19 protein-coding genes and 1 tRNA gene are annotated in these 22,948 nt (G+C 42.0%); 9 read left to right on the forward strand and 11 right to left on the reverse strand.

What is annotated here, in order from left to right; all coding sequences use genetic code 11:
• Nucleotides 1-11 precede the first annotated feature (11 nt).
• The 4 genes from J2755_RS00145 to J2755_RS00160 all read left to right on the forward strand — a co-directional run bounded on the left by J2755_RS00145 (nucleotide 12) and on the right by J2755_RS00160 (nucleotide 5,374).
• Nucleotides 12-1,463, forward strand: a complete 1,452-nt coding sequence (locus tag J2755_RS00145) for a radical SAM protein (RefSeq protein WP_209677797.1) — start codon at nucleotides 12-14, stop codon at nucleotides 1,461-1,463.
• An 18-nt stretch (nucleotides 1,464-1,481) separates the two neighbouring features.
• Nucleotides 1,482-2,318, forward strand: coding sequence for an arsenite methyltransferase (locus J2755_RS00150; RefSeq protein ID WP_209677799.1), 837 nt, complete (start codon nucleotides 1,482-1,484; stop codon nucleotides 2,316-2,318).
• Between the two features lie 147 nt (nucleotides 2,319-2,465).
• Nucleotides 2,466-4,394 carry a sensor histidine kinase gene (locus tag J2755_RS00155; protein WP_245312569.1) on the forward strand — a complete coding sequence of 643 codons (1,929 nt, stop codon included), beginning with the start codon at nucleotides 2,466-2,468 and terminating at the stop codon, nucleotides 4,392-4,394.
• A gap of 569 nt (nucleotides 4,395-4,963) precedes the next feature.
• On the forward strand, nucleotides 4,964-5,374 hold the full coding sequence (locus tag J2755_RS00160) for a VTT domain-containing protein (protein WP_245312570.1): 411 nt from the start codon (nucleotides 4,964-4,966) through the stop codon (nucleotides 5,372-5,374).
• Between the two features lie 62 nt (nucleotides 5,375-5,436).
• Here J2755_RS00160 and J2755_RS00165 read toward each other — a convergent pair whose 3' ends face one another.
• Both J2755_RS00165 and rtcA read right to left on the reverse strand, forming a co-directional pair.
• Nucleotides 5,437-6,285: a DMT family transporter gene (locus J2755_RS00165; protein WP_209677804.1), complete on the reverse strand. Its 849-nt coding sequence runs from the start codon at nucleotides 6,283-6,285 to the stop codon at nucleotides 5,437-5,439.
• Between the two features lie 91 nt (nucleotides 6,286-6,376).
• On the reverse strand, nucleotides 6,377-7,423 hold the full coding sequence (gene rtcA / locus J2755_RS00170) for an RNA 3'-terminal phosphate cyclase (RefSeq protein WP_209677807.1): 1,047 nt from the start codon (nucleotides 7,421-7,423) through the stop codon (nucleotides 6,377-6,379).
• A gap of 267 nt (nucleotides 7,424-7,690) precedes the next feature.
• On the opposite strand from rtcA, the gene J2755_RS00175 reads away from it, so the two are divergent.
• On the forward strand, nucleotides 7,691-8,116 hold the full coding sequence (locus tag J2755_RS00175) for a hypothetical protein (RefSeq protein WP_209677810.1): 426 nt from the start codon (nucleotides 7,691-7,693) through the stop codon (nucleotides 8,114-8,116).
• A 516-nt stretch (nucleotides 8,117-8,632) separates the two neighbouring features.
• Nucleotides 8,633-10,816 (forward strand): PAS domain-containing sensor histidine kinase, encoded by a 2,184-nt coding sequence (locus J2755_RS00180; RefSeq protein WP_245312640.1) that lies wholly within the window; start codon nucleotides 8,633-8,635, stop codon nucleotides 10,814-10,816.
• A gap of 61 nt (nucleotides 10,817-10,877) precedes the next feature.
• On the opposite strand, the gene J2755_RS00185 is transcribed toward J2755_RS00180, so the two are convergent.
• The 5 genes from J2755_RS00185 to J2755_RS00205 form a co-directional block, all read right to left on the reverse strand.
• A tRNA-Leu gene (locus tag J2755_RS00185) sits at nucleotides 10,878-10,965 on the reverse strand.
• A 355-nt stretch (nucleotides 10,966-11,320) separates the two neighbouring features.
• Complete coding sequence (gene argF, locus J2755_RS00190; RefSeq protein WP_209677815.1) at nucleotides 11,321-12,226, reverse strand: ornithine carbamoyltransferase; 906 nt, start codon at nucleotides 12,224-12,226, stop codon at nucleotides 11,321-11,323.
• A gap of 19 nt (nucleotides 12,227-12,245) precedes the next feature.
• Nucleotides 12,246-13,550 carry a phosphoribosylamine--glycine ligase gene (gene purD / locus J2755_RS00195; RefSeq protein ID WP_209677817.1) on the reverse strand — a complete coding sequence of 435 codons (1,305 nt, stop codon included), beginning with the start codon at nucleotides 13,548-13,550 and terminating at the stop codon, nucleotides 12,246-12,248.
• Nucleotides 13,551-13,662: 112 nt separating this feature from the next.
• A complete protein-coding gene (gene pyrE / locus J2755_RS00200) occupies nucleotides 13,663-14,211 on the reverse strand; it encodes an orotate phosphoribosyltransferase (protein WP_209677819.1) in 549 nt (182 codons plus the stop codon).
• Nucleotides 14,212-14,226: 15 nt separating this feature from the next.
• Nucleotides 14,227-14,769: a CDP-2,3-bis-(O-geranylgeranyl)-sn-glycerol synthase gene (locus tag J2755_RS00205; RefSeq protein WP_342591046.1), complete on the reverse strand. Its 543-nt coding sequence runs from the start codon at nucleotides 14,767-14,769 to the stop codon at nucleotides 14,227-14,229.
• Nucleotides 14,770-14,941: 172 nt separating this feature from the next.
• On the opposite strand from J2755_RS00205, the gene J2755_RS00210 reads away from it, so the two are divergent.
• The 3 genes from J2755_RS00210 to ccsA are packed head-to-tail and all read left to right on the forward strand — an operon-like array spanning nucleotide 14,942 to nucleotide 16,914.
• Complete coding sequence (locus J2755_RS00210; RefSeq protein WP_209677822.1) at nucleotides 14,942-15,475, forward strand: cytochrome c-type biogenesis CcmF C-terminal domain-containing protein; 534 nt, start codon at nucleotides 14,942-14,944, stop codon at nucleotides 15,473-15,475.
• 36 nt (nucleotides 15,476-15,511) lie between these two features.
• On the forward strand, nucleotides 15,512-15,874 hold the full coding sequence (locus J2755_RS00215) for a hypothetical protein (protein WP_209677824.1): 363 nt from the start codon (nucleotides 15,512-15,514) through the stop codon (nucleotides 15,872-15,874).
• Nucleotides 15,871-16,914 carry a cytochrome c biogenesis protein CcsA gene (gene ccsA, locus J2755_RS00220; RefSeq protein WP_209677826.1) on the forward strand — a complete coding sequence of 348 codons (1,044 nt, stop codon included), beginning with the start codon at nucleotides 15,871-15,873 and terminating at the stop codon, nucleotides 16,912-16,914. Before J2755_RS00215 ends, ccsA begins: the two co-directional genes overlap by 4 nt.
• Nucleotides 16,915-16,948: 34 nt before the next feature.
• Here the strand turns inward: ccsA and J2755_RS00225 are convergent, their stop codons facing one another.
• The 4 genes from J2755_RS00225 to mcrA form a co-directional block, all read right to left on the reverse strand.
• Nucleotides 16,949-18,493, reverse strand: a complete 1,545-nt coding sequence (locus tag J2755_RS00225) for an ATP-binding protein (protein WP_209677829.1) — start codon at nucleotides 18,491-18,493, stop codon at nucleotides 16,949-16,951.
• An 82-nt stretch (nucleotides 18,494-18,575) separates the two neighbouring features.
• Nucleotides 18,576-19,706, reverse strand: coding sequence for a glutamate 5-kinase (proB, locus tag J2755_RS00230; protein ID WP_209679806.1), 1,131 nt, complete (start codon nucleotides 19,704-19,706; stop codon nucleotides 18,576-18,578).
• Between the two features lie 34 nt (nucleotides 19,707-19,740).
• Nucleotides 19,741-21,081, reverse strand: a complete 1,341-nt coding sequence (locus J2755_RS00235) for a glutamate-5-semialdehyde dehydrogenase (protein WP_209677832.1) — start codon at nucleotides 21,079-21,081, stop codon at nucleotides 19,741-19,743.
• Between the two features lie 146 nt (nucleotides 21,082-21,227).
• Nucleotides 21,228-22,946 carry a coenzyme-B sulfoethylthiotransferase subunit alpha gene (gene mcrA, locus J2755_RS00240; protein WP_209677836.1) on the reverse strand — a complete coding sequence of 573 codons (1,719 nt, stop codon included), beginning with the start codon at nucleotides 22,944-22,946 and terminating at the stop codon, nucleotides 21,228-21,230.
• Nucleotides 22,947-22,948 lie beyond the last annotated feature (2 nt).

Genomic DNA, 22,948 nt, shown 5'->3' on the forward strand with positions numbered 1-22,948 from the left:
TTGGTGAAAATATGGGAGTATACAAAACCATTAAAAACCCTGAAATTCGAATTCAAAAATCCAAAAGCGTTTGTCCGGTCTGCCTTCAAACAATTGATTGCAACATCATCTCCCGCAATGGAAAAGTTTTTCTACAGAAAACATGTGCCGAACATGGTGATTTTGAGACAATCTTATTTTCAGATTCAGATTCTTACATAAAAGCCATCAAAGAAAACGTTCCGGGAACAAAACCCAAATTTATCCAGACAAAGGTTTCCAAAGGATGTCCGAATGATTGCGGTTTTTGTGATGAGCATCAACAACATACGTGTGTAGGGATTATCGAAATAACTGATGTCTGTAACCTTCATTGTCCAGTTTGTTTTGCAGCTTCAGAAAGCAGTTTCAGTTTGCCTCTTGTCAAAGTAAAAGAAATGATAGATATCTTTGTTGAAAGAGAGGACAATCCGGAAGTACTCCAGATTAGTGGTGGTGAACCCACTTTGCATCCGGATATTCTTGAAATCCTTGAATATGCCGGGAAGAAAGGCATTCTTTATCCTGTGTTGAACACAAATGGAATAAAGCTTGCAGATCCACAATTTGCTAAACAGGTTGCTTCTACCGTTCCAGAAGACAGGTCTTCTGTGGGTAAACCTGTAATCTACTTCCAGTTTGACGGTTTTAGCAACGCGATATATGAAACCCTCCGGGGTAAACCTTTACTTGAAACCAAAATGAAGGCATTTGAAAATTGTAAAAAAGAAGGTATGACGGTTGCCCTTGTTTGTACTCTTGTTAAAGGGATAAATGATCATGAAATTGGCAGGATAATCGACTTTGCTATGAATGAAAGTTACATTAAGATGGTCAACTTCCAGCCCGCTACTCTTGCCGGAAGGCATGACCTGCCGGATAAACAAGACGGGAGAATGACAATTCCGGATGTGATTTCTGAGGTTGAAATCCAAACAAAAGGCACATTGAAGAAAGATAGCTTCATCACGACCCCTTGTCCGTACCCAACCTGTTCGGTATGTGCATATGTTTATAGTAACAATGGAAGAGATGTTGTCTTAACCAGATTCCTGAATTCTGCGGCTTGTCGTGATTATCTCGTTGGTCGTGCAATACCGGATATTGAGGTAGTTGCAAGAATAGAAAAATCCCTGACTACTTTTGGGAGTCTTCTTTCCAGATCTTCCATTTTATCGGGAAATAGTCATGATGATTGTTGCTGCAGTGGGAATTGCAGCGGAATAATCGCTGAAATTGGCAGTGTTCTGGATAACGTAACACTGGTTTCTATCCATGCTTTCATGGACGAGCATAATTTTAGCGTTGAGAGAACAAGGAAGTGCTGTATAACAGAAATAATGCCTGACGGGCGGATGATTCCTTTTTGCTCGTACAATATTCTTTATCGGAAAGAACTGGCTGAACAATTCAGGAACGATACCTATTCATTGTTTGATGCTTAATCGTCAATGGGTTTAAAAATGGATTCGAATGATGTCAAAAAACTTGTAAAAAAAGAATATGGGGAGGTGGCCAAACATGGCTCTTCCTGCTGTGGATCATTGAATTTGTGCTGCAGTCCGACTGATGTGGCTCAGGATATCAGCAAAGAAATAGGCTATTCTGAATCCGAAATGAGCAGTGTTCCCGGAGGATCAAACCTTGGACTTGGCTGTGGGAATCCCACTGCAATAGCATCCCTGCAAGAGGGTGAAACTGTATTGGATCTGGGTTCTGGTGCCGGATTTGATTGCTTCCTCGCAGCAGGCAAAGTGGGCCCAAAGGGAGTAGTCATCGGCGTAGACATGACTCCTGAGATGCTGGAGAAAGCCCGGGAGAATGCCCGGAAAAGTGAGTACGAAAATATAGAATTCAGGCTCGGTGAAATTGAGGCTCTGCCGGTTGCGGATAATTCTGTTGATGTTGTAATTTCGAATTGTGTCATTAATCTCTCCCCCTCCAAGGCGGATGTCTTCAGGGAAATTTTCAGGGTTTTGAAACCCGGTGGCAGGTTTGCCATATCAGATATTGTTCTTCTGCAGGACATACCTGAAAGCATAAAACAATCTGCTGCTGCCTATGTTAGCTGTATTTCCGGTGCTATACTCAAAAGTGACTATCTGGACTTGATAGAAAATACAGGCTTTAAAGACATTGAAATTATCGAGGAAGTGAGATATCCATTTGATCTGGTTGCTGCGATTCTTCCCCCTGAAGAACTGGAAAAAATTCTCGGTGAAGCAAACCTTTCAATGGAAGAAGCCAGAAGCTTTGCAGACTCTGTTATCAGTATCAAGATACATGGAATAAAATCTTAAAAGTTCTCCTTCCAACATCATTTATAAGTACTATTGGCAAGCTCTTTTATTTGGGTACTATTGGGATGTTGCATCCGGATATCGGAAGATGTCAATGTCTTTGTTTACTTGTCAAGAACTTGCAATCCGATTGAATTCTGGGGGAAAATGATGAAGTGGAATAATGTTCCTCTAAAGTCAAGATTGATCCTGTCAATGGTTTTAATTCTTTTTCTCGTTCTCGCAGCCACTACTGCGATTATTATTTCCACTGCAACTTCCCAGCAGGAAGAGCTTGCATATGAGCAATCTATTGAAACAACCAAAAACCTCGCGAATCGATTTAACGGGGATATGCAAAGCTATCATGCAATAGGTCGGACAATTGCCAATTCCATGGTTGAATATGAATCAGGAGACAGAGACGAGGTCAACGCCATTCTAAAACGCCTGATGATTGAAAATCCGAATTTGATAGGTACTTACGTTGCCTTTGAACCCGATGCTTTTGATGGAAAGGACGAATTATATGCCAATACATTCGGGCATGATTCTACAGGCCGTTTTATTCCATACTGGACGAAAATTGGCGGATCCCTTCATCTCGAACCATTGCTTGATTATGATACACTTGATTATTACCAGGGGCCAAAAAATACCAAATCCGAAGTAATAACTGAGCCATATCTGTATCAGGGAGAGTTGATAGTCAGTTACGTAACTCCTGTTATCCGGAATGATGAGTTTCTCGGGATAGGTGGAACTGATGTCTCACTGAATTACATTGATGAGGATGTTAATCAGGTACGGATTTTTGATACCGGATATGCTTTGGCAACCAGCAATGGCGGTATAATCCTGTCCCATCCGGTAAATAAGGAATGGATTGGAGCCAGGACTCTGGCTGATTTCGATGATCCTTTAATTGGACTGATGGCAGAAGATATTCGAAGCGGTAGGGGAGGAAACATTGAAACTCTGGATCCAACCACCGGCAAGGAAGTCATTATGTTCTATGAACCTGTTAAAACCGGGAACTATTCTTTCATTCTTGTTGTACCGAAGGACGAAATGCTTGCTGGAGTGACAGCTCTAAGGAATGATCTTGTTGTTATTTCCACAATCGCCCTGTTTCTTATGGGTGTTCTGGGTTATCTGATTGCTTTGTCAATTACAAGGCCAATTGGTACGATTGTGGACGATTTCAAACATATTTCGGACGATGCCCTTCACGGGAAACTTGATTCCAGGGCGGATACGGATGTTGAAATCGATTTCAAGCAGATACCCGTGGGTTTGAATGAAATACTTGATAGATTAAAAAACAATTCAGATCAACTACGAACTGCTAATATGGAGCTCAGGAAATACTCGGATGAACTGGCAAAGGCTAATGAACAGCTTCAATCCCTTGACCGGATGAAAGATGAATTCCTGTCCAATGTAAGCCATGAACTCAAGACACCTCTGGTTTCCATAATGGGATATGCGGAAGTTATGGATGATGGCTCATTGGGAGAAATTAATGAAGCCCAGAAAAATGCACTTGATACCATTGAGCGCAATTCCGACAGGCTCCGGCGTCTGATTGACTCGCTCCTGTATATTAGCATGGCCCAGTCAGGGCAGGTCAAATACATTTTCGGGCCTGTAAAAATTGATGCTGTAATAGATAACGTTGTTCAAGATCTTTCCATACAGGCACATAATAAGGGTCTGAGTCTGGAGCAAGATGTGGCAGAAGACATATCGCTAATTGACGGTGATCAGAATAAATTGACGGATATGCTCAGCAACCTTGTGGATAACGCTATTAAATTTACACCTACGGGTGGATCAATTACAGTTGAAGCCAGGGAAGATGTTGACTACGTACATATTTCCGTCATCGATACCGGTATAGGAATTCCTCGGGAATTAATGCCTCTTCTGTTCCAGAAGTTTTACCAGATTGATTCTTCAACAACTCGCAGGTATGGGGGCACAGGTTTGGGTTTGTGTATTGCAAAAGAAATTGCCCAGGCCCACCATGGCCATATATGGATTGAAAGTGGCAAAAATCAGGGGACTACGGTTCATATCAAGCTTCCAAAATGATTTTCTTGGGCAATACTTCGACGAAAAATGTAAATACATTTGATAAATATGGCAATTAAGTGCAAAAAACAGTTTTATAGTGAAACACTTTTATACTTTTAAAGAGATAGAAGATGTGTTTGCTTTCCCTTAAGATAAATCCGAAGGGATCACATAAGGCCGGGTCATCGGGGGGATGATCCGGTAACTCTCCTGTTTTGGATTACTTTGCATTATTCTACTGAAAAGTGCTATTGATGCTTATGTGCACCTTTCCGCAGTTCACTTTCAAATTATGATCCATTCCAGTTACCAGTCCTTTTGGAAAATCAGATATACAAAAACGGCTATCCTGAGTATGGACAATGGTAAAAGGGGCTAATAGGGGCAACCCGAACAAATCTTATTTATCGAATATGTGCACGATATCAAGAGACGGTGTTTCTGATCGGGGCAGAAACATCCATTTCCTCTTTATAGCACTTTTTTTAATCCTGATCTGGTCGATAATCCTCTTTTATTATTCCCCTGCGGAAATAGTTGAAAGTTTTGGAGTGCACAACATTTATCTTTTCGTTTTTCTGCTTGCTATGATTGGCGGTGTTTCAACCTTTACATCCACTACGTTTTATACGGTTTTAATTACACTGGCTTTAGGGGATGTGAATCCTATATTGATGGCACTTTTTGCAAGTATAGGCCTGACGTTTGGGGATCTTGTTTTCTATTATCTGGGTTCAAAGGGCAGGCAATGCATTCCGGGTAAGTATGAACGCACTGTTTTCCGGCTGACAACATGGATGGAAAAAATTGATGACAGGGTTACCATGCTTATCATTTTTCTTTATTCTCTCACCCCTCTCCCCAGTGATATAATTGCGATTGCCCTTGCAGTTGCAGGTTTTCCTTTCCGAAAAATGATTTTCCCCCTTCTTGCAGGTAACTTTACCCTGATAATCCTGCTTGTGGAACTTGCAAAGCTGGGCTATAGTCTGGTTTAATTAAATGGTAGTTTCTAAAGCGATTGCGAATGTCCTGGAAAACAAAGCTGTACGAATGGTTCTCAAGATGATATCAGTATCACTGCAATGAGAGCTGCAAGCACTCCTATCCATTGTTTGTGTGTCATTTTTTCCTTCAGTATCAGCCATGCAAGCAGCACAGTGCCTGCCGGGTAAAGGGAGGAAGTTATTGAGGCTATATCCAGCCTGCCTGCCTGGGATGCCAGCGCAAAGAATGTGTTTCCTCCGGTATCAAAAATCCCTGCAACAATAATTATTGGGAGAACACTTTTGGAAGGTGCTGAAACGGTGCCTTTGTAAGCAATAAATGCAAGTAACGTTACAACTGCCGCGATTCGTGCAGCAGTAAGCGGCCACAAAACAGCAGTGTCACTTACTCTATCTATGGAAATAAAGAAAAGGCCGAATCCTGTTCCTGCGATAAGGGGAAGTAAAAGATCGCTTCGATCAATTTTTTCCAGCCCTTCCCCGCCTCCGGCAATTAGCCAGACAGCTACGAGTGCGAAAGCAAATCCTAACATCTGGTAATATGCAGGCAACCCTTCATAGAAAGCGCTGAAGATGACCGGAACAGATGCTGCAACAACTGCGGAAACAGGCGCAACAAATCCCATTTTCCCCTGTGAGAGTCCGTGATACAGTGCGAGAAGTCCGATGCTGATGAAAATCCCTGCAACGACCCCCCAGATCATTCCACCAATTGGTGGCATCTCCTCAGCTATCAAATAAGCTGAAGCAGCTAAAAGAAACACGCCAACAGTTTGGGTTATCAGGACGACGCCATAAACGTTAGCTTTCTTTGATGCGAATCCTCCGCTGAAATCTCCTGCACCCCAGGATGCAGCTGCCATCAGTCCGAAAAAAACAACGAGAAATTCAGCGGGTATCATTTTTGCTCCTTAGTTGCCAGTGTATTATCATATGCCTTTTGCTGGTAAATGCATATAAGCTTAAGTCTGGCTTTAACAAAAAATATCATTTTTACTTTATTGGTGTGATTGAAACCATGGTCAGGCCGTCTTTCTCTTCTATGGAATAATCGACATTAATGAATTTTGAAATGATGTCCATGTTTGTTCTGGCATGGCTGCTCAATGATTTTGTAACAAATCGGGATGTTCCTTCAGCCAATGCCATATAAGGCAGAAGCTGGTCACTTAAGAATTCGTCAACGCTTACACCGGAATCGATGTCTGATGCGAGTTTTTTAGAGCAATTCCGACCTACAACTTCTGCCGGCACTCCTCGTTTTCCGAGGATATCTGCACCAATGATGGTATTTTCAAATATTGCACGAAGCAGAATCCCAGAACCTGTGGAATAGCACTGGGAATAGGCTGCTTCGATGTTTATGGGAACATTATATTTGCTGGTTAGGTGCTCCCTAGCAGTTTCAGCCTCGCGGGAAGACACTTCTGCCTTTTCAAGATCTGATGACGAATGAGAAATTCCGTCAATCCTTAGCAGTTTTCCTCTTTCAGACAAATCAAGAGCTCTCAGTGCTCCACCACTTAAAGGTTCCACAGAAACGTAGACTCTGGCTCCACCTTTTGGGTAATAACCTTCTCTTTCAGTACGAATTGCTATTTCATAACCCATTTTTGAAAGCATATGGCACAGGATATCCCTGATATATACAAGTGGAGGGCTCCATTTTCCATATGTTCCACCGCCTTTGATGGTAATATCAACTTTCTTTTGAATCCCTGTCAGAGGTATCATGAGTGCCTGAAGAACAAGCCCGATGGATCCGGCAGTGGGGATCTCTATTTGGATATCGTTTGATACGATTGATCCCGGTATAAACTCAAGTTCCTTAGAACCTATGACTGCTCCTTTGACTTCTGCATTGCAAATTTTTGCAACGGCTAGTATTCCGGAAACATGTTGGGCTTTTAGTCCGGGTGTTTCCCGTCTCAAACGTATGTTCTCGAGTTTTAGCGGAGTACCAGTAACAGCTGAAAGAGCGACAGCAGTCCTTACAATTTGTCCGCCACCTTCTCCATGGGATCCGTCGATTGTGGTCATGGTATGCATAGGAATAGAAACTTCCTTTCTTTGAAAAGTTTGGTGTTTGTTCTATCAATGTTCTTTTGCTAATCGATAGGTGCAATAATTTGTAGAATTTTCAATTTCTTTATTTTTTTTGATGACTTATGGTTCTGATGAATACTTATGCTATACAAATTAATTACTTTCATTCAAAATTAATTCATTTGATGTTTTATTAATGTGGGCGGTGGTGTAGTGAAAATTAGTATCTGGATAGTTCTTTCTTTAGTCTGCTTATTATTCATGTCAGTTCCAGTGTCAGCGGATGAAGTATCTGAATTTCCGCTTATTCTTAGAGGGAATGTATCTATAAACGGAGACCCTGCTCCTGCAGGTACCGAGATTGTGGTAAAGCTGGATGGGATTATTGTTGGACAGGTAACTACAAATCAGGAAGGCGTATATGGTGATACTCCAACCAGCAGGTTGCTTCTTACACCTCCATCTGAACGGTATGGAGATCTAGTTTTTTCGATTGATGGGATTAAAATCAATATCGAAAATATGGCAGTAATCACAAATGCAAGTCCCGGTGATTCTATAATTTTTGATATTGATGCAACTATTCCTGAAGACGATATTACTTCGATAAATACTGCCAATCCCTATCTGACAGCAAGCATTTTCGGGATTGTCCTTGTGCTCTTCTTAAAGAGAAAACAGGATTAAACAGTGAAATACTGCTTTTCTGAGAAATATTTGTATGAATATAAGTGGGAATATGGTTTACTCCATACTCCCATTTATGTGCCCTATACCACCCCGCTTACAGTTTAAGTCCCCCAAGACCTTTCTCTGTATTGGTCAGAGCCCCTTCATTGGAATTCAGCTTCCAAAAGCCAATTTATTTTTTTTGGATATAACCTAATGCATGTGGTATCTTAAAGATAAGTTGAAAATTATAAGGGGAACTAAATACATTTAAAAACAAGTAGGAGACACGTAAATAATCTGAAAAAGTATACTGTTGGATACTTAGTATATATGTTGTTGAGGCTAAATACAGTCAGCTTCCAAAAAGGCAATGAGTATCTTTTTATATTACTCATTATTAAATAAATACTCATCATTTCATAAAACAAATCTGAAATTACTTCACATTGTCATTATTCATCAGGTGGTATTTATATAGAAAAACGTTTAGGGAACTCTAAAACAACTGAACCACTTTCCCTTTTTGAAGTGATGGAAGAGGGGGTTTGTCTTCATGAATTCATATATGATGACGCCGGCAATGCCATAGACTATGCAATAACTGATATTAATCCCGCATACGAACTCATTCTTGGTTTGAAAAGGGAAGATGTTGTTGGAAAATGTGCAACTCAGGTTTATGGTTCAACGTCCCCATATAAGGATATTTTTTTGGAGGTTGCTGAATCCGGTATTTCCACACGTTTTGAATCATATTTCCCGCCAATGGACAAACACTTCAGCATTTCTGTATTCTCATCTAAAAAAGGTACATTTTGTACAGTATTTAGCGATATCACGATCCAAAAAAAGAATGAACAAGAGCTTCAGGAAGCAAAAAAGAGTCTTGAGTTTGCAATGGAAGTAGCTGAAAATGGATTTTGGGACTGGAACCTGGATACCGATGCAGTCTTTTGCAGTCCTCAATGCATGGCAATGCTGGGTTATACAGCTGATGAATTTCCACAAACCCTTGAATTCTGGGTAAGTCTCTTGCATCCTGAAGATCGTGAGATGGTGCTTCAGACGATTGAAGACTATACTCACCAAGCCCGGCCCTATAGCATAGAGTGCAGACTACGTACTAAAGATCGAGGATGGCAATGGTTCTCAGATTCTGGTAAATCTTTTGAGTTAGACGAAAACGGTCACCCTCACAGGGCAATTGGGGTTCTAAGTGATATAAGTGAAAGAAAAGCACATGAGGCAAGACTAAGGGAAAGTCGGGAGCGTTATAAAGGTCTGGCTGAAAGCACGCCTGTCGGTATCCTGACCTGCGACACAAAAGGCAATATCGATTATGTAAATCCGAAATTACTGGAGATTCTTGGGTCCCCGGGTGCAGAGGCAACCAAGAAAATCAATCTTTTTACTTTTCCTCCGGTTGTAAAACTTGGCTTCCCTGGATATCTGGAAACTGCTTTTGAAACAGGTATTGAAATCACTTTTGAGGATCAATATAAGACCAAATGGGGTAAGTCCCTTCATTTCAGGTGTCACATTAATCCGATAAAAGTAGATGGTTCTGTAAAAGGTGCAACCGTAGTATTTGATGATATTACTGATCGAAAGAATGCTGAACTGCGCCTTCAGGAAAGTGAAGAATTATATCGGGCTGTAACAGAAAATAGCCAGGAATGCATCTTCATTCTGCAGGATAACAAGGTTATTTTTGTTAATGGTACTTTGTGTGGTATGCTTGGTTACACAAAAGATGAAATTTATTCGATGGATATTTGGGACTTTGTTCATCCTGAGTGCATACACGATGTGCAGACAAAAATTAACTCTATTTCAATAACAAATCCTGTGTCGTCAGTTTGTGAAGCTAAAATTCTTACTAAAGATTACAGGACAATAGAAGCAGAGTTTTCCATAACTGCGACTCTTTACAAAAGCAGGCCTGCTTTGATAGGAGCCTTCAGAGATATAACACATCGAAAAAGTGCAGAGGAGGCTCTCATTCAGGGAAAAGCCCTTGCAGAAGAAGCAAGTCGTACTAAATCCGAGTTCCTTGCCAACATGAGCCATGAACTCAGAACACCTCTAAATTCCATCATTGGTTTCTCCCAGATGCTTGGTACAAATTCTTTCGGTAACCTTAACGAGAAACAAAACAAGTACCTTTCAAACATCCGGCACAGTGGTGAGCTTCTTCTTGAAGTGATTAACAATATTCTGGATATCTCAAAGGTCGAAGCCGGAGTCATGGAACTAAATATTGAAAACATACTAATCCATGAGATTCTGGAAAGCACGGAGACACTGGTTCATCCTCTTGCCTTGAAGAAGAATATCACTGTAGAAATCGATGTAAATCCTCGGAATCTCGAGATATGTGTTGACAGGATCAAATTAAAAGAAATAATCTATAACCTCCTTACAAATGCTATCAAGTACACTCCTGAAGGGGGCAGAGTTTGTATCAAAACCGGTTACGTTAATAATGAACTGCGGTTTTCAATTTCTGATAATGGAATTGGCATTCCTCCCCATATGCAGGATGATATCTTTGAACCGTTCAAACAGATAGGTTCATTTTCCAACAAAGAATACAAAGGAACAGGTTTGGGACTTGCACTCGTGAAAAAGTATGTAGAACTGCATGATGGTCGTATCTGGGTGGAAAGTGAGGAAGGAAAAGGTAGTGCGTTCAGCTTTACAATCTCCGATTAGAACAAGTGAAGTGCATCGATCATTTGATCAATATTCCTAAAAATTGACCAGAAAAAACTTGTGGTGCGAGGGAAGGGATTCGAACCCTCGAATTCCTACGAAACTAGGCCCTGAACCTAGCGCCTTTGGCCTGGCTCGGCAACCCTCGCATTTTGATGGCTATACATAGCACTTGTGATTATTAAGGGTTTTGGTAATTTGAAAAAGCAGGAGAAGGTGTTGGAGACGTGAAGGCGCCTCCAAACTAACACTACTGTCGAATTAATGAGGATGACAGCTTGGGGAGGTTGTCGGCTGGAGGTATGGAGCACCTCCAACCATTTGGATCTGGTCTTGGAAAGATTCTGTTGACCATATTCTTCTAGAATTAGATATTATATAGCCTCTTTTGGAAGGATTATTCACCAGACTCTTTAAACTGACAAAGGCTTTAAAATAGTAGTCAGGGATGAAAACCCAGTTATTACTGTTTTGAAAGGCAAGAAAACGAACAAATGATGGCAATTACGCCATCAGTTTGAGAATAAGTGCTTTTTGTGCATGAAGGCGGTTTTCCGCTTCATCAAAAACCACTGAGTGAGGACCGTCCATTACTTCTGCAGATATTTCTTCTCCCCTGTGTGCAGGAAGGCAATGCATAACAATAACGTCGTTCTTTGCAGTTTCTACAAGGCGGGAATTAATCTGGTAAGCTTCAAGGTCACTAAGTCTTTTATCCCTTTCATCCTCATCACCCATGGAAACCCAGACATCCGTATAAAGAACATCCGCGTCATTTGCAGCTTCCAGTGGATCAGACGTAACAAGTACATTTCCACCCATTTCCCTTGCCTGGGCTACGATGTCTTCATCAGGTTCATATCCCGGCGGGCATGCAACAGCTATCTCCATGCCCATCAGGGCACAACCGAGGATCATGGAATTGCAAACGTTGTTGCCATCTCCGACCCATGTTAGCTTTAGGCCTTTAAGGTGGGATTTGTATTCTTTTATGGTAAGGAAATCTGCCAGGATCTGACAGGGATGTTCCTTATCAGAAAGAGCATTAATAACAGGAATAGAGGAGTATTTTGCGAGTTCGGTAACAGTTGAGTGATTGTTTACCCTTGCAGTAATGGCTGCAAGATATCGTGAAAGCACCTGGGCAGTATCAGCAATTGTTTCCCCTCTTCCAATCTGGAGATCCCGGTAATTCAGGTACAATGCATGCCCTCCCAGATCAGCCATTCCGACTTCGAAGGATACACGTGTCCTGGTTGATGATTTTTCAAAAATCATTCCAAGACTTTTGTTTTTGAGAAGGTCTGTAACCTTACCTCGCATACGTTTTTCCTTGAGGTCTTCTGCCATTTCCAGGATTTCCATGATCTCATCATGGGAAAGGTCTGCCATTGAGAGCAGGTGTTTCATCTAATCAACTCCGTAAGTCTTAGTATCCCCGGATCTCTTTCATGTGGTTAACTTTCTTTGCGATCAAGGCTTCAGTTCCAATGTCACTTCTGTAATGAAGATCGCCTATGATATTCTCAATACCTTCCTGTGCAAGCAGCTCTGCTTTCTTGATGCTGTCTGCAACAGCGACTACGGCAGCGGATCTTGATGAGGTTGTGTAGATTTTTCCGTTCATCTCATACACGCTGGAGTAGAACAGGATTGCATCGCCCATATCTCCGAAAATAACTTCCTTGTCAGCATCAGGGTTGTCAGGATAGCCTGCGGGTACAACATACTTGCACACGGTTGCTTTCTTTGCAAACTTAACTTCCAGATCGCCCAGTTTGCCGTTTGCGATGGCATCGATGACATCTGTCATGTCAGTTTCGAGAAGTGGCAGAACGTTCATAGCTTCCGGATCACCAAAACGTGCATTGAACTCAATGACTTTTGGTCCGGCCTTTGTTAGAATAAACTGTCCGTAAAGAATTCCTTTGTAACCGACACCTGTTACTGATTTAAGGGCTTTTACAGTCTGTTTCATGATCTTCTTGCCGGTCTCCAGATCCTCTGCTACCATGAAAGGAAGTATTACATCGACATCCGAGTATGCTCCCATTCCGCCGGTATTTGGTCCGAGATCATTCTCAAATGCACGCTTGTGATCTTGTACGCATGGAGCAAAAGCAAGATTTTCTCCATCAACAAAAGCCTGCAGGGTGAATTCTTCGCCCTTAAGGTTTTCCTCAATTACAACTGAATCATTTTCAAGAAGCTCTTTTGCATACTCGTAAGCTTCATTTGTATCGGTTAGCTGATCCCCCATTATCCTGACACCTTTACCACCTGTAAGGCCGGCAGGTTTCACAGCCACATCCTTTAGCTCTGCAATGAATTCCTTTAATCCTTCATCAGATGAAAATACCCTGTATGCAGGACAACCATCAATATTGTTATCATTCATGAAGTCTCTTGCCCAGGCTTTATCAAATTCTATACAGGCAACTTCCTTCTTTGGACCAGCGACCGGAATTCCTGCATCTTCAAGGGAATTGGCAAGCCCTGCAGCCAGGGGAGCTTCGGGACCGATTATTGCGATATCGATTTTATTCGCAGTGGCGTAGTCCACTACCCATTTAACATTTGTTTCTTTTTCAAGCAGGAAATCCTTGCATAGCCTTGCGATTCCCGGATTTTGTTTTGCCATTACTGCATATATTTCAGGGTGTTTTGGACTTCTGGCAATGGCTTTTGCAATAGCGTGTTCTCTCCCTCCGCCGCCGATAACAAGAACTTTCATTTATAAACCTCATTTCTAAAAAAGTTTAACATAAATTTCAATAGGTGCTTTCTCTGATTTTGATAGATTGATAGATTCCTGATACACAATAAATAGTTTCCGATCTATGTTTTCACACATCATCGCCTGCTTTTTCAAGAATCCGGGAGGCTCTGGCAAGCGGAATCAACTCTATGTTTTTAGCCTTAAGGTTCTCCAGTGCTCCCTCTTCCCTGTCAACTACCGTAATCACCGTGTTGACAACAACACCTTCGCTCCTGAGAACATCGATTGCATCAATAACTGATCCACCGCTTGTTGTGACATCTTCTATCAGGATCACAGTTTCTCCCTTGTTAACATCCCCTACAAAACGTCCACCTGTTCCGTAATCCTTCTCTGATTTTCGGATCAGGAGTAATGGATCTTCTGTTATCAATGACACAGCAGTTGCGAGAGGCACCCCCCCCAGGGCTACTCCGCCGATTCTGTCAACCTGCATATCCCTGATCTTCTCTGAAGCCATTTCTGAAATCAGTTTCAGGACTTTTGGCATGGAAGTTGCTTTTTTAATGTCAATATAATATCGGCTCTTATTCCCGGAAGCAAGAGTGAAATCCCCGAATCGAATGGCTTCGCAATCCCTGAGAGCTGTAATCAAATTATCTTCTGTATATTCCATGTAAACCATCTCCCCTCACCAAGGTTCTTTTTTGACCCCAAGCAGGTATCCGATTATGTTTGTTGTGATATGAAGCAGAGGTGTAATGATAATTACTGCCAGTGCCACAGATGAAGTAAAATTGCTGAAAAACCAGGCAGGGCTTGTAATAATCGTAATTAGCCATGCACCGGCAACGAAATCAAGCTGGTCGACCCCGGGCAGGGGTGCACCTCTTTTCTTCCCGATTCTTCGCTTGACAAAACTCATGGCCATATCCCCAAACAATGAACCAACTGCCAAGGAAGCCGTGACTAGAAAAGCTGAAAAAACCGAATCTCCAAAAGACGGAAGGTTAATTCCGAAAACCTGGATGTCTCCCATCCAGAAAAGCATCATTCCCAGAATTATTCCGCAAAGAGAACCGGCTACAAATCCGCGAATTGTCTTCCCGTCGCCGAGAATCCTGTTCCCGTCAGCCATGGTCCGGCCACCATCGATGGGTCTTCCTCCACCAAAAAGGGCAGCACAGGGGCTGGGAATGTATGCGGGTAACATTAACCAGAGTGCAATAACAATTATCTCAAGCGTAATATCAGTCCCTAATCTTTGTTTCCAATATAATGACCCTTTATTAAGATTTTTCCATCCGGCTAAAACGATGGCTTATACGAGCTCTTCAATTGCCTTATGGCATTGATTTATATACTTCCCATTCTAATTCCAGTTCAGGTTTGAAGAAGGGATGCATTTGGAACTGGATTCTGATTTAATATCAAAAAACAATCTCGTATCTGCAACGGTTTTTTCGTTTACTGCCCTTGTAATTTTAATAACAATTGGAATGCTCACACCCCTTATTGTAAGGTTCACTATAGGTGTGGAACTCAGCATGGATGCTGAATATTTCAATCTCCGTACAGGTCCATTTGCGATACTTCTGACCTTGATTTTATCCGCCTGTCTTCTTGCAGGAAAATACTCGCAAAAACAGGTTGGCCTATTTGTTGGAGGCGTTATCTTAGTTTCCCTTCTATTTCTGTTTATCTCACCGACGGGAGACTGGAAAACAGATTTAATCCTGCCAATTTTTATGGGCTCGCTTCTGGTAGTCTTGTACAGATTGGTTACGATTACAAAAGAGCGACAAGGAAACGCACTTGTCCGGGGAATAGGGGCACATATTATTCATATAGGTATCCTATTGATTATTTTTGGTGTAATTGCCAGTTCTGCTATGAAAGTTGAAGACTCTGCAATACATTCAGAGAACACTCCCGTTTAGTTTGAGAATCTGGATTATAACATAATAGTTACAGGTATGAGTTCAGGTTATGAAGGAACTCCCTACAGGGAATATCCGGGTTCCTCTTATGTAACTCACATAGGATTTGATGTCTACAAAAATGGTGCCTACTTTGATTCAGGATCACTTGATTACATAACCGATATTAAATGGAGGCAGACTTACACAACCACTTACATAAATCGCGGTCTTGGCGAGGAGCTTTTCATAGCACCGCGCGCGATTGATGAGGAAAATAGTGCTATTGATCTTTATGTTCGTGTCGTGCCTTTCATAACTTTTGTCTGGGCCGGAATTTCACTGATGCTTCTGGGAATGATAATACTTCTTGCTCCGGGATTGCTTCCAGCAGGTGATAAAAGGGAGGCTAAAAAATGAATTTCGGTATGGTTTTTATATGGGTCTCATTTATTCTTGCGCTTGGAGCTGCGGTTCTTTCCAGTTCATATGCCGGTAAGTTCCAAAACAAACAATTATCTGGAAGGCTTGAGATTGCAGCTTTTTCCTTGATTTCACTTGCTTGCATCCTGATCCTGTATTATTTGAACGCAGTGAATGCTTCCTATGCCTATGTGTACCAGCATTCAAGTCTGGATCTTCAATGGTACTACAGACTATCGGCAATGTGGGCAGGACAGCAAGGTTCACTCTTGTTGTGGGTATGGGGAATAAGTGCAATATTGCTTATTATCAAATACAAATCAAAAAACCTTCCTGAAAAATTGATGGAACACACAAGAACAATTTCCTTTCTCATAATTTCAGTATTTTTACTGGTTCTTGTGCTGGATAATCCATTCGCCGTGTATTATGCAAAAGCCCAGTCTATAGCTGTATCCAACTGGAATCCTTTTGTTCATGCTTATCATCTGACAGATGGTCAGGGAATGAATCCACTCCTTCGCAACCCATGGATGGCTGTCCATCCGCCAGTTTTGTTTATGGGCTATGCAGCTTTCACAATTCCGTTTGCTGCAGCGATTTCCGGAATGCTGCTAAATGATGATGGATGGAAGAATATTGCCGGGAATTGGATGAGAGTAGGTTGGCTTTTCCTGACTGCAGGAATAGGTCTCGGGGGTTTCTGGGCCTATGAAGTTCTCGGATGGGGGGCATGGTATTGGTCATGGGATCCGGTTGAGACTTCTTCACTCATTCCATGGATTGCTTCGACTGCTTACCTGCATACGCAATACAGCAAAAAGGAAGCTTTTAGGTTTACTGCACCACTACTTTCGGTTTATTCATTTATACTGGTGGTCTTTGCAACATTTGTGACCAGAAGTGGTATGTGGGTTTCCGTACACTCATGGCAGGACTTCACTGCAGAAAGCCTCTTGATTGGCTTGTTTTTAGTAACAATTACTGTTTCAAGCACTTATCTTCTTGCAAAAAGGTACTTTGAAGAACAAAGATAATTTTTCTTCATTTCCAGATTGTTCAAAAAAGGAATCAGTTGTTATATCCGCAGGAGCCCACCGGTAATTTTGCAAAGTTTTCAGGTACCATCTCGGGATTCTTTGTTGGTAGGGAAATTGTAAATGTGCTTCCAACTCCCACCTGGCTAGCTACAGAAATCGTTCCCATATGCTGCTCAACAACTTTTTTGCAAATATATAACCCGACACCTGTGCCATCGTATTTACGCGTGGTTGAGCCATCAATTTGATAGAAACTCCTGAAAATATCGTTAATTTTCTCAGGAGGAATTCCTATTCCTGTATCTTTAATTGCAACTTCAATGGAGTTGTCTTTGGGTAATGCCAAAACCTGAATGATTCCGCTTTCAGGGGTAAATTTAATAGCATTATCAAGTAAATGGAAAAATACTCTCTTAAGGTGTGCTTCATCTCCCCACATTGTAGGAAGTTCTTTAATCTGTTTTTCGATTGTGATCTTTTTCTTAGAAGCCAGAGGTTCCATTTCCTTGATGATATCGTCCAGATTCTCCTGAAGATTTACTGAGCAAAAATCAAAATGTACTTGCTCAATGAGTTCTTCACTTGTATAAAGAAGGGAATCTATTAGATGATGAAGTCTTTCGGCGTTCCGGGAGACAGTTTCAACAGCCTTTTTTTGTGAAGGTGTTAAAATGCCGATTTCATCTGAATTAAGGAGCTTACAAAATCCCTTTATGGATATAATTGGTGTTCTTAGTTCCCGGCTGAGGTTCACCATGAAATCGTTTTTCATTTTGTCGAGAACATAATACTCCTGATTTGCCTGCGTCAGGGCTTCTTCTACTTGTTTGCGTTCAGTGATATCTTCGCCTGAACTGATGGTTCCTATGATCTGGTTATTGTCATCACGCAGTACCACATCATGCCAGAAAACTAATCTCTCCTCACCACTTTTGGTGAGAATCGGTTTTTCGGAGAACTCAGGTGGCTCCAGTTTTCCTTCAAGTACCTGTATATAGCCTGCTTTGATGAAGTCACGAACCCTCTCCGGCAGGAAAATATCAAACCAGTTTTGTCCAATAATTTCTTCCTGAGGATACCCCAGTACTTCTGAAGCTCCTTTATTTGCCAGAATAATGTTCAGGTTTGTATCCACGACACCAACAACACAATTTGCCACATCTATGTATGTTTGTGCCTGATCCCTTTCACGGAGCAAGGTATCGTGAAGTTTCTTTATCCTCATAAGTGAATTAATTCTGGTTTCAAGTTCCAGTGTGTCAACCGGTGCAATGATAAAATCATCGATGTAAGACGTCATTTCTTCATCAATGTTATCAGATGTAATCAAAAGAATGGGGACGTATTCATCTTTTTTCAGGCTCCCTGCGTGCTTGCAAATTTCATAGCACTTTTGTTCATCATGGGAAATGGCGATAATAAGATCCGGATTTCCAGTTTCTTCCTGTGGTTTGGTATCGCTGGAAATTTTATGGATTTCAAAATCATGCCGTAGTCGATTTTCAATATCTGCAGCAAGTGTATCTGATTCACAGATTAAAAAGACGCTGGGTTTCTCGCTTTGAGATATTTTCATTAACGGCACCTGATAGCTTTTAACAGACACAGTTTAAATCCAATTATATATATAATTATGTAAAAAGCTTGCCTGACAAAGTTTAATTCTGTATCAGGCCAATATTCTCTTTTTTGATGACATGATCATAATTCTTGTAACCAAGGATTTCTGCAATCATGTCTGTGTGTTTGCCCTTAATTTTCTGGAGTTCCTCGGAATTATAATCAGTAATTCCTTTAGCAAAAATTTCCCCGTTGCAGTCAATCTCCACAATATCCCCACGATCGAAATTACCTGCAATATCGAGAACTCCTGAAGGGAGTAAACTCATCCGGTTCTGGAGGGCGTTACATGCGCCTTCATCAACAATGATTTTTCCGGTTGTGCGTGCAAGTAATATCCAGCGAATCCTGTTTGAATGTACATCCTTATCCGCAACGAACAGGCTTCCAATATCTTTCCCTTCAACAATATCCTCAATCACTTTTTTTATCTGGCTATTGGCAATTACCATATGACAACCTGCAAGATTGCATATTTTAGCAGCTTCTATTTTTGTTCTCATACCACCAATGCCTTTGGTGCTTGTAGGGCTGCCACCGTAACTTTCAATTGTAGGCGTGATTTCCTCAATTGTTTTTAGCAATTTAGCATCTGGATTCCTTTTAGGATTTTTATCGTAGAGGCCGTCAATATCTGAAAGCAATATGAGTATGTCAGCTTCGGTTTTGCTGGCTACCATTGCTGATAGCTTGTCATTATCCCCAAGAGTTGCTTCAATTTCATGAACGCAGGTGGGATCGTTTTCATTAATGATGGGAATAACTCCATAGTCAAGCAGCGTGGAAATGCTGTTGCGCAAATTCAGGTAAGTAAGCCTGTTTGTAAAAGATTCGTAAGTCAGCATTATCTGGGCAACATTTAGATTATATTCCCTGAATGCTTCCATCCATTTCTGCATGAGGATACTCTGGCCCACCGCAGCTGCTGCCTGACGTACTGGTATTTCTTTTGGTCTGCAATTCAGGCCCAACACTTCAATACCAACGCCAATAGACCCGGAACTTACTAAAATAACCTGTTTTCCTTCAGCATGAAGACTGGATACCTGTGAAGCCACTCCTTTCATAAAGTCAAGATCAAGACTTCCGTCTTCCCTGCTAATTGAAGTGGTTCCGATTTTGACCACAATTTTTTGTATGTCTCCCAGTAATTCTTTCCTGGATTTCAAATGTGTTGGCTCCTCAGTAATATCGTAATCCATTTCAAAGCGCATCTTCAATTTTCAAATTCAGTTCTTGATGCGTATAGCTCTTTGCATCCGAACCGCTGTAATCGGCAACTTTGTCACCGTTTCCGATGAGAATATACTTGTAAATAACCAGTCCTTCCATTCCAACAGGACCCCTTGCATGGATTTTGTTTGTGCTTATTCCTACTTCAGCACCTTTTCCATACCTGAAACCATCAGCAAATCTTGTGGAGGCATTTATCATCACACTTGATGAATCAACAAGAGCGGCGAAATCCTTCTTTTTCTGTTGGTTTTCGGTGACAATTGCGTCGGTATGATGTGATCCGTATTTATTGATATGATCAATTGCTTCTTCCATATCGCCTACAATTTTTACTGAAAGAATCAGATCATTGTATTCGGTACGCCAGTCATCATCTGTAGTGCTTTTTGCGGATATTGCTTCTTTGTATGCAAAACCCATTGATTTCTCATCAAGTCTTAATTCAACATCTGAGTTTGTGAAAGTCTTGAACATCTCCGGCAAAAACGTCTCTGCGATTTCAGAATGCACCAGCATGGTTTCCATGGCGTTGCAAACCGCAGGATACTGGACTTTTGAATCAAGACATACATTAACAGCCTTTTCGATATCAGCTTCATTATCAACATATACATGGCATATGCCATCAGCATGTCCAAGTACAGGTATTTTTGTGTTATCCTGTATGTATTTCACAAATTCGTTGGAACCCCTTGGGATAAGTAGATCGATGTGGTTATCAAAAGAAAGAATGTCCATCACTTCTTCCCTTGTTTCCATCAACTGGAATGCTTCCTCGGGAATTCTTTCGGTATTCTTAATTGCATCCTTGAGGATGTTGAAAATGGTACGATTGGAATTGAGAGCTTCACTTCCGCCCTTGAAGATAGTGGCATTCCCACTCTTCAGGCAAAGTGACATGACCTGTGGGACAACATCAGGTCTTGATTCAAAAATGACTCCTATAAGGCCGATTGGACAGCTGACCTTGTAAAGCACGAGTCCTTTATCAAGTTCAAGACATTGCAGGGTTTCGCCGGTTGGATCATCAAGCTTCATCACATCCTTTATTCCGGCAATCATTCCATCAATCTTGCTGTCATTTACTTTCAGCCTGTCAACAAGAGCCTGTGAAAGCTTGTTTTCCTGAAGCATTTTCCCGGCAATTTCCAGATCCTTTTTGTTTGCTTCAAGTATTGCTTCCCTGTTTTTCCCGAGTGCTTCTGCCATATTTTCAAGAGCTTTGTTCTTAATGGCAGTATTTACACTGGAGAGTCGGATGGATGCGTTTTTTGCTTCAATGACTTTACTTTCAATATCACTGGTCATGAGTACCGCCTGTTTATGGAGATTATGAATAGAATGGCCATATACAGATAAAACTATCGGATTTCAGATAGGTTACCCTATGGGTTAATGAATAAAAAAAACAGGAATTACAGGTGCAAAAGCACCTGCAATTAGATATTTCAAATTTATTTTGCTGGAATGACGAGTGATCTTTCTCCAGCAGGCTCGAACTCTCTGAGAGCTCCTCTTCCGAACTCCTTCCTTGGTGCGGTGAAGTCGAAAGGCAGCAAGTCGTCTGCGAAACAGATCTTGATGAGTGGGTTGAGCGTGAATGCGTCCCCACGACCTGCGTGTGCAGCGGCTGCAATAGCGGTGTAACCACCCTGGTGACCTACGTTCATAGCGTAGTTTGGATAGTTTGGACCACGGAGTTCAGCTGGCAGACCTTCGTCTCCCTGGTAGGAGAGAGTGTTGGTTGCACCACACTGATCCTGCAGGTCGTATCCGAAGAAACCAAGACGGCCGTGGCCTTCCTTGTGGAGGTACATTGAAAGGTACCATGCGGAGAGACCTGCGTTTCCGTTTCCGGTTGCGAGGGATACTGCGCTACCTGCTGCAGCGGACATGACTGTTGCTCTCTGGGAACCACCAAAGTGGTCTTCGAGTGCTGTTGGGTATTTCTCGTAGTTCTCAAGACCGTAGAGTGTGGATTCGGTTGCGATGTCTTTGACAACTTCAAGGGTTGCTTTGATCTTGTTGTCAGTACCCTTGTTTGCTGCACCATCGTACTTGTCGTTGATGTAGTCAACGTCATAGTAGAGGTTGTCGTCAAGGATGTTGTTGGTGTATGCAGCGGTTGCATACTGTGTGAAACCAACACCACCAGACATGTAGGAACCGAGCCAGATCTGGTCGTAAAGCATACAGCCTGCACCGACTACCTCAAGGGGTATGTGTGCAGGATCTTCTGGGTCTACACGGCTTGTCTGAATGATATCTGCCATGTTACCGAAGGTAATTCCTCCAGGCTCGTTTGGTGCACGTGCACGTCTTGCAGGAAGCATGTCACCCATGTTGACAACACCAGCGTGTTTTGCAGCAAAGGAAAGGTCAGCTACTGCTGCTTCACCGGCGCACATTCCATATGCTGAAATGTAGGACATACCTATTTGCATTGCAACCCATCTGCTGGTCTGACCACCGTCTGTAGTTCTGGTTACGATGGTTGGAATGTGAGCTGCCTGCCAGGTTGTCTTACCGATAGCGGCTTTGAGCTGTTCTGCCTGTTCTGCAGGGAACTGCTTGTTGATGTCAATGAGGAACTGGTCATCGATTTCATCTGCAAGTTCATCGTCACCGGTAAAGACCTTTACGTAACAGTCATCCACGAGTGCTGGATGTGTTTCTACCATGTGTTCCTGAACGACTGCTCCACCAGGGAGTGCGTGGTTGAGGGTTTCAAGGTAGTGGTTGATGGTCTCCGGGGTAACTTCGAGGCCGAGACGCTTCTCGAGGGTCTCGTGTGCCATGTCCATACCGACAATTGTGGTTCTTCTGATGTCATCCCACATCTGCTGCATTGCAGCGTTGTTGACGTAGTGAAGGTCATCTGTTTCTACCATCATGTCAGTGCCGGAAATGAATGAAGGTGTGAGTGCTCTCTGTCCGAGTGGGATACCACCGCAGTGCATCATTGGGTTATATCCGACAAGACCCCTCTTTGAAGCCATTTCCTGGCCTGCTTTCTTCATTTCAAGTTTTCTTGGATTCTGGTCTACACCAAGACGGTGGTACTTAATCCTCATATCGGTGATTTCGCCGCCTTCCATCTTGTTGGTGCCGTGTTCCTTTGTGAACTTAATTTCTAAATCTTTCTGGAACATTCTCTTTCTATCATCTGCCATTT

It is taken from the genome of Methanohalophilus levihalophilus (assembly GCF_017874375.1).
Lineage (GTDB): Archaea > Halobacteriota > Methanosarcinia > Methanosarcinales > Methanosarcinaceae > Methanohalophilus > Methanohalophilus levihalophilus.

Excerpts from the sequence above, each read along its gene's own strand:
- J2755_RS00225 (WP_209677829.1), bottom strand. The coding sequence starts at position 18,493 with ATGAAAATATCTCAAAGCGAGAAACCCAGCGTCTTTTTAATCTGTGAA.
- J2755_RS00145 (WP_209677797.1), top strand. The coding sequence starts at position 12 with ATGGGAGTATACAAAACCATTAAAAACCCTGAAATTCGAATTCAAAAA.
- pyrE (WP_209677819.1), bottom strand. The coding sequence starts at position 14,211 with ATGGAATATACAGAAGATAATTTGATTACAGCTCTCAGGGATTGCGAA.
- mcrA (WP_209677836.1), bottom strand. The coding sequence starts at position 22,946 with ATGGCAGATGATAGAAAGAGAATGTTCCAGAAAGATTTAGAAATTAAG.
- J2755_RS00150 (WP_209677799.1), top strand. The coding sequence starts at position 1,482 with ATGGATTCGAATGATGTCAAAAAACTTGTAAAAAAAGAATATGGGGAG.
- J2755_RS00215 (WP_209677824.1), top strand. The coding sequence starts at position 15,512 with ATGAGTTCAGGTTATGAAGGAACTCCCTACAGGGAATATCCGGGTTCC.
- argF (WP_209677815.1), bottom strand. The coding sequence starts at position 12,226 with ATGAAACACCTGCTCTCAATGGCAGACCTTTCCCATGATGAGATCATG.
- J2755_RS00180 (WP_245312640.1), top strand. The coding sequence starts at position 8,633 with ATGGAAGAGGGGGTTTGTCTTCATGAATTCATATATGATGACGCCGGC.
- ccsA (WP_209677826.1), top strand. The coding sequence starts at position 15,871 with ATGAATTTCGGTATGGTTTTTATATGGGTCTCATTTATTCTTGCGCTT.
- J2755_RS00175 (WP_209677810.1), top strand. The coding sequence starts at position 7,691 with ATGTCAGTTCCAGTGTCAGCGGATGAAGTATCTGAATTTCCGCTTATT.
- rtcA (WP_209677807.1), bottom strand. The coding sequence starts at position 7,423 with ATGACCACAATCGACGGATCCCATGGAGAAGGTGGCGGACAAATTGTA.
- purD (WP_209677817.1), bottom strand. The coding sequence starts at position 13,550 with ATGAAAGTTCTTGTTATCGGCGGCGGAGGGAGAGAACACGCTATTGCA.
- J2755_RS00155 (WP_245312569.1), top strand. The coding sequence starts at position 2,466 with ATGATGAAGTGGAATAATGTTCCTCTAAAGTCAAGATTGATCCTGTCA.
- J2755_RS00165 (WP_209677804.1), bottom strand. The coding sequence starts at position 6,285 with ATGATACCCGCTGAATTTCTCGTTGTTTTTTTCGGACTGATGGCAGCT.
- J2755_RS00235 (WP_209677832.1), bottom strand. The coding sequence starts at position 21,081 with ATGACCAGTGATATTGAAAGTAAAGTCATTGAAGCAAAAAACGCATCC.
- J2755_RS00160 (WP_245312570.1), top strand. The coding sequence starts at position 4,964 with ATGATTGGCGGTGTTTCAACCTTTACATCCACTACGTTTTATACGGTT.